Origin of the sequence: Marivita sp., assembly GCF_048006345.1 — a bacterium.
GTDB lineage: Bacteria > Pseudomonadota > Alphaproteobacteria > Rhodobacterales > Rhodobacteraceae > Marivita.
The window spans coordinates 3,019,670-3,033,611 of the sequence record NZ_CP180351.1; the positions used below are offsets into that span (position 1 = coordinate 3,019,670).

Consider the following 13,942-nt stretch of genomic DNA (forward strand, 5'->3'; position numbering starts at 1 on the left):
TCATGCTGTTGCCAAGATTATTGACGGTTTGGTTTTCGTTAGCGCTACTTTGTTGGGCGATTTCGCTGTTCGTGGTGATGGGCTTGTCAAATCAAGCCAGCGCTCAATTCCACTCAACGTCTTGCCAGAAGGTTTTGGATGATCGAACGGTCGGAATGATCGTTCCAAATCAAGCAGGCGGCGGCTATGATACTTATGGACGGGCAGTCGCAAAACATCTGGGCGAAGTTATCGGGATGCGCATCCCGGTTAGCAATGTGCCGAGCGGCGGTGGGCTGTTGGCCATGAGCCAAGTCGCCGGGCAAACAGAGGATGAAATCCTGCTTTACACCGACGGCGTCGAAGAAGTTTTGAGCACGACAGACGCCACGGATTTATTACAGTTTGGTAGTGACGCGTTCGAAATCCTCGGCATCGTCTATACCGAGCCCGAGGCATGGCTCGCGCAAGCAGGGCTGGACCTGAGGCAACCTGCCTTGACGGAACTGGTATTCTCGACATCTTCCATTGACTCCAATTTCGTACCCTTGGTGATTGCCGCGAAGGCGCTGGGGTTTTCGTTTGAGGTCGTGGCCGGATACGGCGGATCTGGAGAAGCCATCGCGGCAGTGCTGCGGGGCGAAACCGACCTCACCACCGCGTCCCTGACGTCAACGCTGCGCGGTGCCGCAAACGGTGACTTAGAACTCGTCATGGTCGTGTCAGACTACCCGTCGTCAAAGGCTGCAAACGTGCCGCCGATGTTTGGGCCCGGTTCCATTTTCGAGGCCCGCTCAGCTTCTTGGACAGATGCCGAACGAAAAGAGCGAGAGGCTCTGGCTCAAATCGTTTTGACCCTTGGGACGACGCGAAGGGCGATATTTACCGCAAGTAGTGTTGATGCGGAAATCCTCACCTGTTTGCGGGCCGCCTTGGATACCGTTCTTGCTTCAGAGGCGTTTGTCGCTGATCTTGAAGCGCAAGGGCGGAGCGTCGAACCCGTTTTGTCTCCGACTGCGCAGGAACTGTTTTCGCGCATGCGCAATGCTTTTGAACAACATGCCGGCGAAGTTTCACGCATGCGCCAAGAGTTCGAGTCCAATTGATGCAGGACTATCTGGCGGCAATCGCAATCGGTCTGACCAATGTCCTGAGTTTTCCAAACATCCTGATCCCTGTCGCCGGAACACTGATCGCGATGATTGGCTCCTTTCTTCCAGGGATCGGCAATGCAAGTCTTTCAGCTATTGTCTTGGTCGCCACGCTCAGCTGGGATCCGGTATCTGTTCTGTTGATGTTTGGCGCCCTGACCGGCGGCGCGACTTTCATGGGCTCGATCACCGCAATACTGTTCAACGTACCGGGAAACGCATCAAGCGCGGCTGTCCTTTTGGACGGTCACCCGATGGCGAGAAACGGCGAGGCGAGAACGGCAATCGCCTGCGCTGCAACAGCGTCGGCCATCGGATCGCTTTTCGGAGTGGTGGTCTTGCTTGCCATCTTACCCGTGGTTCAGCCACTCTTGCTGGAATTCGGTCCACTTGAACGTCTGTTGTTAGGTGTCTGGGGGTTATCAACGATCATTGCGATCCCCAACTCCTCGTCGAGTCGGGCCTTGGCGGTCACGCTTCTCGGTCTGCTTTGCGCCATGATCGGGTCCGATCCTGGTACTGGCTTGCCACGCTGGACATTCGGAAATCTTCAGCTTTTTGACGGATTTGGCACGGTTGCGGTGCTATTGGGTTTCTTTACACTCTCCGAGATAATTGGGTGGAGGCAGAGTTACAGAATTTCGGCGGAGGGAACCGATCCGTCCGCTGGTTCCGTCAGGCGAGGGATCGCAGCTGTTTTGACTCGTCCGTTGCTTACTGCACGCTCGTCGTTGATCGGCACGTTCATCGGCGTCATTCCCGGCGTCGGTGGGACAGTCGCGAGTTTCGTGGCCTACGGTCAGGCCGTGCAATGGTCCGACAATCCGGAACGTTTCGGGACTGGCGATATCAGAGGGGTCATCGCCCCCGAAGCTGCCGTGGACAGCAAGGATGGCGGGTCGCTATTGCCTGTTCTTGCCTTCGGTCTTCCCGGGAGCGAAGGGGGCGTTATCCTCGTCACGGTCCTCGCGATCCACGGCCTTGTTCCTGGCACGCCAATGCTGACTGACGACCTGCCTCTGTCCCTGACCCTGATCCTAGCCTTGCTGATGTCAAACCTGTTGACGTCCATCGTTGGAGTGACACTTGCGCCTTGGCTCGCGCGACTGACCCGGCTCCGGATTGACAAAATCGCCTTGCCAGCCCTGATTGCGAGCCTTGTGACCATTCTACAGCTCAACGGACTGTTGGTTGACCTCTATGTCGCGGTCGGTTTCGGTCTGTTGGGGTATATCCTTCGACGCCTTGACTGGCCAAGGGTGCCGTTCATCATCGCTTTCATTCTAGGCAGCTTCATCGAAATCAACTTCGCTCTGACGTTGCGCCTTGCCGAAGTTGGAAGAGTCTCCTTCTGGGATCAACCCGCGGCCATGACAATCAGTGCCCTTATCTTGATCTCGTTTGGTTGGATGCTTTGGGGCCGCAAAGCGAGCCAACAGGCGCGGTTTTCAGCGAAAGGAGCCGCCGATGCCGCGCTGGCTTTGGGATTGGCGGTGTTTGCGTTGCTTCTGGCCTATACAGCCATTCAAGGCGATGGCAGTTACAGCTCCTATGCACAAACCTTGGCATGGACCACGACACTTGTATGTTCTGGCATCGCCATGGGGTCGATCATCCAGCGACGCTGGTCTTTCACCGGAGAGGTTTTTGCAGGCGGGCGTGGGATCCCTTTTGCGCTTGTGGCAGCTGTTCCGTTTACTACCTTTTTCGTCGGCGTTCCGGCTGCGATGGCCCTGTTGACCTTTGTCTGGCTGGTTTTCGTGCCGCGAGAGGCGGCGTGGCGACGTCGCTCAGTTGTTGGCCTGTCGATCTTTGTCTTTGGTATTGTTTATTTCGCAGTCGAACTCCTTGCCCGACTTCGTCTGCCGGACCCGTTCATTGTAACACTGTTCGAGCGCAATTTTTCTTTCTAGGGCCGCCGTTCAGCGACGATATAAGCGTGTTTGCGTGTCTTGTTGATCCCCGGCTGCGTCCTCGGCGAGGCGCGACCTGTGTCCCCGCTGTAGTTCAAGGAAACAAGATTGAGGTGTGCCGCGTCCAGATGCGAGCGAAAGACAGCTTCGGGATACGGACCTTTTGTCAAATCGGCTGACCAGTAGGCCTGCGCCGCATCTAACAACGTCGCTACGAGATCCTTGTCCATGCCCTTGTCGAACAACTTTTTTTCGAGCCCAGCACGCAGAGCAGAGGTTTCATCGGCCGAACGTGGCGGCCTCACGTCCGACAGGAATTCGATCGACAGGAGTCGCCCTCCGGGCCGCAGCGATCTGGCGGCCGACTTCAATATCGCGGCCCGGTCGGGTTCAGAATTGAAGCCCATTACGTTGTGGGTGACGACCGCATCCATGCTGTCGGCGGCCATATCGTCCAGTGTTCCGTGCCGCGTCTGGATGTCCAGTCCAGAGATTTCCGCAAATCGGCGATTGAGTGTTAGAGGTGTCCGGCATCGGTCCACGAGAAGGATCGAAGGCGACGCCCCGGATTGCGCCGCTGCTGCCGCAATGAGCGCGGCAAGGCCAGTATCCGCCGCTCCGGCCAACACGACATTCACACAGCCTTTGGTGTCCTTGAGCTCGGCAAGGTTTTCGGCGAAAAAATTCAATCCGCGTGGCAGCCGACCATCAAGATCAAGGAGGCGAACCATGCTCCAGAAGCGGTGATAATCCTTGCATCCCACGTCGGTATTGCAAAGGGCTTCCGCGTTTTCGAATGCGAACCAAGCCAGTTCGGAAAGAGGTTCAGTATTCGACATACGACAGCACCATATTGGCCTTATCAGCCCCCTATGACTGACTAGTGCGACTGTTAAAGCATGTTCGGCCTTTGGTCCATGTGGCGATGGCTTGCGGGTCTATGAATGCCCATAGTTCGTCATCTTCCCAACCGAAATCACGTCGCGAGCTGCTTCATCACCTTCAAGTGCGCATCAGCCCATGTGACACGTTTTTAACGGAGTCGTGTCGACCAATAAGTGATCGGCAACTGCCCGTCGCAAAGAGCATAACTCCGGCTGTTGCTACCGCGCCCAGGCGGGCTCCGACCCGGAACAGTTTTTTAGATGTCGCGCGCGTCGGTTGCCGAGGTCAGATCGCGCTTGAGCCGACAGTTTTCAACTCCGTGGACGATGCTTTGCGCTTTGGACGCAGTTTCTTCGAATAGTTACATCCACTTGCACAGAGAATGCGTGCTGACGCCCAAACGCTGGGATACCTCCCGTACCTGATACCCGCGCACCGTGATCCCCCCTCGGGACATTGCTGCGCAATGCCTTGCGTAGCCGTGGATGCACCGCGTCCCGCTTGAACTCGTCGCTGTAATTGCTTGTCCCCATGTCGGCCTCTTCGCCTAAATGTTAAGGGGCCAAGCGTCCGCAAATCTAGGGGTACCTCAGCATGCCTCTTCGCTCACTGGCGCGCGTAAAAGGGAACTTCCTCCGAAGTCGCAGCCTAGTCGCGAGATTCGAGAATCGTGGCAACTTCGATCTGTTCGATCTCGTCACTCTGCTTGACGAATAGGCCAAACAGGATCTCCAGCATGCGCTTCACGTCCTGCTTGACCATCACAATATTGTCGATGGTTCGGGCGGCAAAGGGATCCCAGTCAAAGCATCCTAGGATAGGAACCCCTGCCCCCTCGGCTCTGAGTTTCTCGATCTCCGGCAGGATGCCCTCCAGCGAAATCGTCGAGTTGACGAAGAGCAGGTCGGGCGAACCGTGGTGGCTCTGCTGCCAAAGGCGATAGGCCGAACCGGCCTTCTCTGCAGCGTAGCCACAGGGAAGGATGTTTCCATCGCGAATGGTAATGTCGGCCTCGCCGAGTGCCTGTCTGAAGCCGCGAATACGTTCTCTCGTGTTGTGGTCCGATTGCCGACCACCGATAAAGACCGCTTCCGGCATGTCTTTCCCGCATTGGATCAGCAGTTTCCGGGTCAAGTCCAGAGCGCCGTGGAAATTTTCAGATATGACCGAACTCGCCTTGGAGCCCGGCAGGTCGAGGTTCAATGTCGGGACCCCGGCTGCGGCGCAAAGGTCGTGGATGCGGTCCGGGTCCGTCGCACCGGTGCAAACCAACAGTTCCACCTGGTAGCCCAGCATCGCACGCGCGGCAGCGACCTCAAGCTCAGGATCGCGCCGCGTGCAGGTGACGATCGGGAAATACCCTGCATCACGGGCGTGGGCTTCGAACCCCTGCGCGATCGAGCTGAAATAGCGGTTGTCATACATCGGGACGATCATGCCGATGATCCCGGATTTCTCGCGGCTCAATGCCCTGGCTTGCATATTCAGCGCAAAACCGTGTTCCTCGGCCAATTCCAGAACACGGGTCGCGAGCGCCTCGCTGATTCTGCGTTTCTTCCAGTTGCCATTGATGACCGCGCTCACCGTGCTGGCCGACGTTCCCGCCAACTGCGCCAAGTCATAGATCGTTGTTTTCTTTGGGCTATCCGGCATTCGGTGCGTTCTTGGTGATTTTTGCTCTCAGCCCATCTTGACGATGCGCAACCGATTGTGCAATCCATGCACAACCGGTTGCGCAAAAATTTGTGCACCCATAATCGCCCGGGAGGACGGGCATACCCAGGGAGGAAGCCATGAAAGGCATTTCTAGGATTCTGAGCGGCGCAGCGGCGGCCGCACTGCTGACGGCGGGAGCCGCCGCAGCAGAAACCACCATCGGCGTTGTCGTGAAGATCGGCGGTATTCCGTGGTTCAACGCGATGGAGCAGGGCATCCTGCAACAGGCCGAACAGCTTGGCGTTGAGGCATTCATGGTCGGACCAACCAGCGATGACCCGGCCTTGCAGGTGCGCGCCATCGAAGACCTGATCGCCCGCGGCGTTGACGTGATCGGTGTTGTCCCCAATGACGCGACCGTGCTGGAGCCGGTGTTGGAACGTGCCCGCGCCCAAGGCATCAAGGTCATCACTCATGAATCGCCGGACACCATCAACAACGACTACAACTTCGAGATGGTCTCGTCCGACGATTTGGGCATCGCGCATGCCGAACTCTTTGCCGAAGCGACTGGCTGTGAAGGAGGCTATGCCGTTTATGTCGGAGGGTTGACCGTTCCGGCGCATAACGCATGGGCGGATGCCGCAGTCGCGTGGCTGGCCAAGAATTGCCCCAACATGACTCAGGTCGCCGACCGTTTCGGCGTGGCCGAGAGTGTCGATGACAGCCGCAACACGACACTCGACCTGATCCGCGCCAATCCGGACCTCGCAGGCATCCTCGCCTTCGGCAGCCAAGGTCCCATCGGTGCCGCCCGCGCAGTCGAGGAACGCGGTCTGTCTGGTGAAATTGCCGTGGTCGGTCTGTTCTCGGCCGGTCAGGGACAGAAGCTGGTGCATGACGGCGCGATCACCGGCGGGTTCGTCTGGAGTCCGCTTGAAGCAGGCAAGGTGTTTGTCGAACTTGGCAACATGCTGGTCGAAGGTGGCACCGTTTCCGATGGTGACGACCTGCCGCTGCTTGGCACGGTCACGCTTGATGGTAACAACATCTTCGCCAACAAGCCGCTGGCGTTGAACACCGAGACCATCGACGGCCTGGCCGATATGGGCCTGTGATCCGAACGCCTTTCTGGGGTGTGGCTGGCTGGTCTGGTCGTACCCCAATTTTTTCGAAACTACGCTAGAATTGCGCCAGATGCCTTTTCATCTGGCGAAGGGTCGTCATGGCAAAGCACGCACTACGCGCAACAGGCGTCACGCAGAAATTCGGATCGTTCACGGCGCTCAAAAACGTGTCGTTCGAGCTCGAAGAAGGCGAGGTGCATTGTCTGGCCGGTGAAAACGGCTGCGGCAAGAGCACGCTGATCAAGGTCATCAACGGCGTGAACGTCCCCGAACCCGGCGCCCAGATTGCCTTTCATGGCGAACCTGCCTCCACCCGCGTCTTTCCGCACGAGGCCAAGCGTCATGGCGTGCATGTGATCTGGCAGGACCTTGCGCTTTTTCCGGATCTGAGTGTTGCCGAGAACATCTGTTTCGACCGGTATGTCGCCCGGCCATTCGGCGGCCGGAATGAGGTTGCGTCCCGCCAGTTGGCCGAAGAGGTCATCGCACGGATCGGCATTCGCCTCGATCCCGATGCCCGCCTTGGTGATCTGAGCATTGCCAAGCGCCAGATCGTCGCCATCTGCCGGGTGCTGGCCGCTGATGCCCGGATCATTTTCATGGATGAACCGACCGCCTCGCTGACCCGCAAGGAAACGCAGGCGCTTCTGGACATCGTGCGCAAACTGTCCTCCGAAGGCATTTCCATCGTCTTTGTCAGCCACAGGTTGGCGGAAGTGCTGGACATCTGCGCCCGGGTCACCGTTCTGAAGGATGGCGAACTCGTGGGTACCTACCCCACCACGGGCATGACCCAGAAACGCCTGTCGGAACTTATGACCGGCATGGATCTGAACGAGCAGCAGAGGCCGCAGAAGACCTTTACCGACAAGGTCCTGGAACTGCGCGACCTCACCCGGCCCGGTGAATACCAAGACATCTCATTTACCCTGCACAAGGGCGAGATTCTCGGGATCACCGGGCTGATGGGCTCGGGACGGACGGAACTTGCGCTGAGCCTTTTCGGCATGACCCGTCCTGCCAGCGGGGATATCCTGCTCGAAGGCAAGAAGGCACTGTTTTCCAGTAATCAAGACGCGATTGACGCCGGGATCGCCTATGTTTCGGAGGACCGCTTGAACCTTGGCCTTGATCAGACGCAGTCCATCGTCAAGAACACCGCCGCAACCGTTCTGGACCATCTGGCGGAGCCGTCATTCTGGCTTTCTCCATCCCGAGTAAGAGCGCTTTGCGATCACTGGATCGACCAACTCAAGACCAAGGTCAGCAATCCGGAATTGCCGGTGAATTCCCTGTCTGGTGGCAACCAGCAGCGGATCGTTCTGGCCAAGTGGCTGGCCACCAAACCCAAGGTGCTGATCCTGGATGCCCCGACCGTGGGTGTCGATGTGGGCGCCAAGGCAGGTATCTTCCGCATTGCCCGTGACCTGGCCGATCAGGGCATGGCGATTATCCTGATCTCGGACGAGGCGAGCGAGGTCCACACCCACGCCGACCGCATCCTGATCCTGCGCGATGGAAAAATCCGCGAGGAACTTCGCCCCCATGAAATCGAAGAAGAAGTGCTGGAGGGGCTGATCAATGCGTAAGGCCATCGCCTCGCCAGAGGGCGTTCTGACCGCCCTGATCGTCGCGCTTTGCGTATTTCTGAGTATCGCGACCGACAGCTTCCTGTCGCTTCAGAACCTATTTGACCTGCTCAACAACCAGTCGGTGAACATCATCTTCGCCGTTGGCCTAGTAGTCGTCCTGATTGCGGGCGGAATCGATATTTCCTTCTCGGTCGCGGCGTCAGTCGTGCAATACGTGACGGTCGTGTTGCTGATGCAGATTGGTGGCGGAAACTGGGCGTTCGGCCTGCTCCTTGCCGGAACCTTGGGCGTGGCGCTCGGGCTCGTCAACGCGGTCTTCATTCACCGGTTTCGTATCGTGTCGATCATCGTCACCATCGGCACGTTCAACCTGTTCTTCGGCCTCTTGATGTACCTGTCGCGGGGCCGGTCGCTTTATGACATTCCCGACTGGCTTTATGACCGCGTCACGATCCTGAGCATCCCGCTTGAGCGTGGATCGGCCACGCTCTACCTGCCGGTACTGGTCATGCTCGTGATGGTCACGGCGACTTGGGTGATCCTGTCGAAAACCGGACTTGGGCGGCAGATCTACGGCTTCGGGTCGAACCCCGATGCTGCCCGTCGCTCGGGCATAAACATCGCTTGGGTTCAAGGGTTTGCCTATGGCTGGCTTGGGCTTTGCGCGGGTATCGCCGGGTTGATGCAGGCCCATATCGTGCGTGAGGTGGTGCCCAACGCCCTATACGGCCGCGAGCTCGACATTCTTGCTGCGGTCGTTCTGGGAGGAGCCGTTCTGGGCGGCGGGCGCGGCACGGTTTTGGGTGCAGTGCTGGGGGTCGTACTTCTGGCCCTGATCCAGAATGGGCTGAACCTTCTGGGCATCACACCCTTCGCCTTCAAGATGATCGTGGGCGCTGTGATCCTGATCGCGATCACGGCCAGCAATGCAGAGCGGCTTCTGCCAGAAACCCTCAAACCCCGGAAGGAGGGCTGAGATGCGTGCGCGTATCATCAACTGGTCCGGCGACCGGATCGAGCTGTCCGCGATGGTCCTCTTTCTTTTCGCCTCCATCGTTCTCTTCGGCATTCTTGCCCCGCAGTTCCTGTCGGCCAGCATCTTCCGGTCCATGGCCTTCCAATTGCCGGAGCTTGGCCTGCTGACCTTGGCCATGTTCATCCCGATCATCGCCGGCGGACTGAACCTCGCCATCACCTTCACGGCCAACATCTGCGCGTTGGCAGCGGCATTCTTCGTCAAATCCTACATGATGCAGGCCGGCATCGCCGCCTTGCCGATCGCCCTGATCATCGGGATGGGAACCGGGCTTCTGATCGGCCTCGCCACAGGGGCAATGGTCGCCTATGTCGGTGCCCATCCGATCCTCGTGACCCTTGGCGCGATGATCTTCCTGCGCGGCCTTGGTGAACTTCTGACACGCGGCGGCGATATCTCGGGCCTGCCCAACAGCTTCAAAACGCTGGGCCATGAAAGCATCTTTGGCGTGCCGATCCCAATGCTGGTCTTCCTGTTGGCGGTCGCGGCGTGCCTTTACATCATGCAGTTCACCAAGCTGGGGTTCCGCATCCACATGGTCGGGTCGAACCCAAGGGCCGCGCTTTATTCCGGCATCAACGTGAACCGAGTGCTGATCTGGGTCTATGGACTGTCTGGCGCTCTTGCCGGACTTGCAGGGATCATCATGCTGGCGCGCTTTAATTCGGTCCGCGTGGGCCACGGAGAAAGCTACCTGCTAATCACGATTCTCGCATGCTTCCTTGCCGGTGCGAACCCGTTCGGCGGTTTCGGACGGGTGTTACCGCTGGCGGTGGGGCTGATGAGCCTTCAGGTCATCGCTTCGGGCATGAACCTTATGGGGGCGAGCCAGCATCTGGCGACAGCCGCATGGGGCGGGTTCCTCATCCTCGTGATGATCCTGCGCACCCCATTTCAAGCGAAACGGTAAGGGGCGACCATGACCTATCTTCTCGGAATCGACGTGGGCTCCGGTTCTGCCCGCTGCGGGGTCTTCGACACGGGCGCCAATCTGATCGGCGTGGGCAAACATCCCATTGCCCAGAACCGCCCAGCCCCCGAGCACGTCGAACAGTCTTCCGACGATATCTGGGCAGCGATTTGCATCGCAGTGCGAGGTGCGGTGACCGACGCGGGAATAGACGGCGCGCAGGTCGCCGCACTGTCCTACAGCGCCACCTGTTCGCTTGTCCTGCTCGATCAGGACCAGCGGCCATTGGCCCTGACCGAAGGCGAGACACCCTGGAACATCATCATGTGGATGGACCACCGCGCGCAGGAGGAGGCCCGCCGCTGCAACGCCACCGGCTCGCCCGTGCTGCGCAACCTCGGCGGCGCGATCTCGGTCGAAATGGAAATCCCCAAGCTGATGTGGGTCAAGCGCAACCGCCCCGACCTCTGGGCGCGGCTGGGCTACGCCGGGGACCTTGCGGATTTCCTGTGCCTCAAGTCCACCAGCACGCTAGAGCGGTCCGTCTGCACGCTTGGTTGCAAATGGACCTATGACCCGGATGAGGGTGGTTGGAACCACGCCTTCCTAAAAACCGTTGGCCTGGCGGACTTGTTGGCCCGGGCCGGCCTGCCCACACAGGCGACGGCAATTGGCTCCTTCGTCGGCACCCTGACGGACCGGGCGGCGGCGGACCTCGGGCTGACCCCCTCGTGCAAGGTCGGCATGGGCCTGATCGATGCCCATGCTGGGGCGCTTGGCACCTCCGGACTGGCCGATAGCGGGATCGAGAACCGCCTTGCCCTGATCGCTGGCACCTCGAACTGCCATATCGCGCTGACGCGGGCCCGGGTCGAAGTCCCCGGCGTCTGGGGGCCGTACGCGGGCGCGGTGCTCGACGGCTGGTACGCGCTGGAAGGCGGGCAAAGTGCCACCGGCGCAGCACTTGACCAGATCCTTGCGCTGTTCCGCGCGCCCGAAACCGACGCGCACGGCGTGTTGGGGCAAGCCTTCCTTGACGGGCTGAACGCCGACCGGAACTATGCTGCCGACCTCTGCGTGCTGCCGGATTTCCTTGGCAACCGTTCGCCTTTTGCAGATCCGGGCCGCAAAGGCGCAATCCACGGCCTGACGCTGGAGGACCCGGCAACCCTACTTCCCAAGATTTATGGTGCGACAGCACTTGGTATTGCCTTCGGAACCCGGCAGATCATTGAGGCGATGCGCACGGCAGGCGTCCCTATCCACACCATCGACCTGAGCGGTGGGCACGCAAAATCAGAACTTCTGGTACAGCTCTATGCTGATGCGACGGAGTGCGACGTCTACCTTCCCGCCTGCGCGGAACCTGTTTTGTTGGGGGCGGCCTGCGCTGCCGCAGCTTCTGATCCGGCCTACAGGACCTTCCGCACGTATGCAGGCTCCAATCCCGGTCGCCTTGTCAAACCCCATCGTCGCCGCGCTGCGATCCTCGACGAGCGCTACGCGGTGTTTTCAAGCCATTATCCCGTTTTGCCCGCCAAGCCTCAATGGGTCGCAAAGGCGCTCTAACCAAAACCGCAACGTTTTGCCTCGACGCCACCGGGCAAAACACAGTTGCTACTCAGGAGTTGGAGCCTCCCGCAAACGCGACACGGCTCAGTCTGGGCCCCGAGACCCTCGATACTGCGCCAATCGAACTGCAGTTTCAGTTCATAGCGCGCACTTTTATTGGAAAGGAAGTGCCCCATGCATATCGTCCAGTTAGGCGTCGACGGTAAACTTGGAGCTGAAGGGCAGACTGGCCGCACCGAGTGCCTTTGGAGAAAGGCCCAACTCGCCAGGTCTGGCTTCAATGTCCGAATTCGCTGCCGAAACGGCAGAGGCCAGTTCGCTGCAGACCGCCGTGGGCGCGTAAGACGAGACGATGACCGTTCCTACTGGCAGGAATTGCGAGGCAGAAGAGACAGCCGAATTGAGAACCTCGACGCAGGTCGCGACCCATTCGGCCTTGGCCGCACCGAAATCCGGCCAGTCTCCACCGCGCCGCCAGAGCGGGTCTGACGCTACTCCATTTCCGATCAATCTCTCTTCGAGATCCAGCAAGCCCACGGGCTGGCTCGCGGGTTGGCGGCTCTGGAAGATTTGATGGTTCAAGACCAAGCGGTGGTGGAGCCGGGCGCCAATGTAGAAGTAAAGGTAGTCGTCCAGTGACTTTGCCGCACCGAACATACTTTCCCCAGCGGCAGCGGCGGTGATGTCGTTCTGGACATAGACCTCGATGCCCAAGGCGTCCTCGATCTCCTTGCTTATGGCCTCAAACCGTTCCGCCATGCCGGTAGGGCCAAGCGCCAATTCCTCTTGATCCTCGGGCATTGCGATGCCGATGCCTGCCAGCCGACCTTCGTGCTTGTCGGGCAAAGCTTCGAGTGCTTGTCTCACCGTTTCGAGAAGACGGGAATGGTTCGTCGATGTTTCGTCGGAGGGCAGTGGCAGGGAAGTGTAGAACTTCACCTGTCCGACGAAGTCGATCAGGACAACGTCCGTATGCTTGTGGCCAAGGCTGATGCCTACGGAGTACGCCCCTTCCGGGTTGAGAGACAATGGAATGGTCGGCGGGCCCATCCGGCCTTTCACGGCTTCGCCGCGCGAGACGAGCCCTTCCTGCTCCAAAGAGCGGACAATGACAGAAACGGTCTGGGCAGACAGCCCCGTGCGATTGCCGATGTCCATCCGGGAAAGCCCCTTGTTCTGAAGCAAGAGCGACAGAACGAGCCGTTCGTTGTAGCTTCGCACGCTGACGGCGTTCATACCGCTGGCGCGGTCAGCGATCCGGATCGGGTTCGGTGGCGCAAAGCGCATGTCCGGCATCTAGTTTGCCCACCCGATGTTGAGAATTTCCTCCGCAATGACCTTACCCAGCGTTTCATGCGCTTCGCGGCTGAGGTGAAACCCGTCCGCGGGGTCGGAGGCGATGACGGACCCGGCATCGAAAAAATGTACTTCCAATGAATCCGCGATGACCTCGAATTCGTGAGCCAGCTGGTGGCTCTTTGGCTGTGCGCCGGAAAAGATGCCCTCCCATTCGCCGATATCGTCCAGCATGGGTGGCGGCGCGACCACTAGGATTTCAGGTGTCTGACCACCCGGACCCGGCTTCAACTCGCGGATGTCGTGGATCAGGCAACCGATCCCCATCGCGACTTCGGAGGCCGGTTGCCCGAACCGCGCCTTCAGGTCGTTCGTGCCGAGCATCAGGATCACGAGGTCGATTGGCGCGTGGCTCATGAGGCAGGGCCAGAGGTACAGGCGGCCGCTCTTGATGTCGCCTTCTATGGGGTCCTTGTGCACCGTCGTCCGCCCACTCAGGCCCTCTTCTATGACATGCCAATCGTTGCCGAGGGCGACCCGCATGACCCCCGGCCACCGTTCGCCGGGGCCAAATCGTTCAAGGGGGGAACCGCCCGGAACCTGTCCATGGGTGTTGGAGTCCCCATAGCAAAGCACTGTTTTCATGTTGTTTTCTAAGGCCTTTTTGCTCTCTGTCGACGAACGAGCGACTTAATCCATCAAAGTGAACATGTCAGCGGAAGGGGTGAAGTTCAACCACAATAGTTATTCATTCATTCTGAATAAGTATTGACAGGCCTGCGGTGCGCTGCTTGAAAAGACGCCGTGAGGAGAGTCGATCCGACG

11 protein-coding genes and 1 pseudogene are annotated in these 13,942 nt (G+C 59.2%); 7 read left to right on the forward strand and 5 right to left on the reverse strand.

Annotation, left to right across the window (positions count from 1 at the left end):
* Positions 1–2: 2 nt before the first annotated feature.
* Together ACMVPR_RS14870 and ACMVPR_RS14875 are read left to right on the forward strand one after the other, a co-directional pair.
* Positions 3–1,085 (forward strand): Bug family tripartite tricarboxylate transporter substrate binding protein, encoded by a 1,083-nt coding sequence (locus ACMVPR_RS14870; RefSeq protein ID WP_300582063.1) that lies wholly within the window; start codon positions 3–5, stop codon positions 1,083–1,085.
* Positions 1,085–3,043 (forward strand): tripartite tricarboxylate transporter permease, encoded by a 1,959-nt coding sequence (locus tag ACMVPR_RS14875; protein WP_416883502.1) that lies wholly within the window; start codon positions 1,085–1,087, stop codon positions 3,041–3,043. The genes ACMVPR_RS14870 and ACMVPR_RS14875 overlap by 1 nt, the downstream gene beginning before the upstream one ends.
* Here ACMVPR_RS14875 and ACMVPR_RS14880 read toward each other — a convergent pair.
* The 3 genes and pseudogenes from ACMVPR_RS14880 to ACMVPR_RS14890 all read right to left on the reverse strand — a co-directional run bounded on the left by ACMVPR_RS14880 (position 3,040) and on the right by ACMVPR_RS14890 (position 5,581).
* Positions 3,040–3,882: a class I SAM-dependent methyltransferase gene (locus ACMVPR_RS14880; protein WP_416883503.1), complete on the reverse strand. Its 843-nt coding sequence runs from the start codon at positions 3,880–3,882 to the stop codon at positions 3,040–3,042. The two genes, ACMVPR_RS14875 and ACMVPR_RS14880, sit on opposite strands and share 4 nt — an antisense overlap.
* 305 nt (positions 3,883–4,187) lie before the next feature.
* Positions 4,188–4,461 (reverse strand): annotated as a pseudogene (locus ACMVPR_RS14885) (transposase); the annotation flags it as partial.
* A gap of 115 nt (positions 4,462–4,576) precedes the next feature.
* Positions 4,577–5,581 carry a LacI family DNA-binding transcriptional regulator gene (locus ACMVPR_RS14890; RefSeq protein WP_416883504.1) on the reverse strand — a complete coding sequence of 335 codons (1,005 nt, stop codon included), beginning with the start codon at positions 5,579–5,581 and terminating at the stop codon, positions 4,577–4,579.
* A gap of 140 nt (positions 5,582–5,721) precedes the next feature.
* On the opposite strand from ACMVPR_RS14890, the gene ACMVPR_RS14895 reads away from it, so the two are divergent.
* The 5 genes from ACMVPR_RS14895 to ACMVPR_RS14915 all read left to right on the forward strand — a co-directional run bounded on the left by ACMVPR_RS14895 (position 5,722) and on the right by ACMVPR_RS14915 (position 11,818).
* A complete protein-coding gene (locus ACMVPR_RS14895) occupies positions 5,722–6,702 on the forward strand; it encodes a substrate-binding domain-containing protein (RefSeq protein ID WP_416883505.1) in 981 nt (326 codons plus the stop codon).
* A gap of 107 nt (positions 6,703–6,809) precedes the next feature.
* Positions 6,810–8,300 (forward strand): sugar ABC transporter ATP-binding protein, encoded by a 1,491-nt coding sequence (locus tag ACMVPR_RS14900; protein ID WP_416883506.1) that lies wholly within the window; start codon positions 6,810–6,812, stop codon positions 8,298–8,300.
* Complete coding sequence (locus tag ACMVPR_RS14905; protein ID WP_416883507.1) at positions 8,293–9,279, forward strand: ABC transporter permease; 987 nt, start codon at positions 8,293–8,295, stop codon at positions 9,277–9,279. The genes ACMVPR_RS14900 and ACMVPR_RS14905 overlap by 8 nt, the downstream gene beginning before the upstream one ends.
* Position 9,280: 1 nt before the next feature.
* Positions 9,281–10,249 carry an ABC transporter permease gene (locus tag ACMVPR_RS14910; protein ID WP_416883508.1) on the forward strand — a complete coding sequence of 323 codons (969 nt, stop codon included), beginning with the start codon at positions 9,281–9,283 and terminating at the stop codon, positions 10,247–10,249.
* A 9-nt stretch (positions 10,250–10,258) separates the two neighbouring features.
* On the forward strand, positions 10,259–11,818 hold the full coding sequence (locus tag ACMVPR_RS14915) for an FGGY-family carbohydrate kinase (RefSeq protein ID WP_416883509.1): 1,560 nt from the start codon (positions 10,259–10,261) through the stop codon (positions 11,816–11,818).
* Between the two features lie 192 nt (positions 11,819–12,010).
* Here ACMVPR_RS14915 and ACMVPR_RS14920 read toward each other — a convergent pair whose 3' ends face one another.
* The gene (locus ACMVPR_RS14920) at positions 12,011–13,108 is read right to left on the reverse strand and encodes an ROK family transcriptional regulator (protein ID WP_416883510.1); all 1,098 of its coding nucleotides are present in this window, start codon (positions 13,106–13,108) and stop codon (positions 12,011–12,013) included.
* Positions 13,109–13,117: 9 nt separating this feature from the next.
* Positions 13,118–13,762 (reverse strand): SGNH/GDSL hydrolase family protein, encoded by a 645-nt coding sequence (locus tag ACMVPR_RS14925; protein ID WP_416883511.1) that lies wholly within the window; start codon positions 13,760–13,762, stop codon positions 13,118–13,120.
* Positions 13,763–13,942 lie beyond the last annotated feature (180 nt).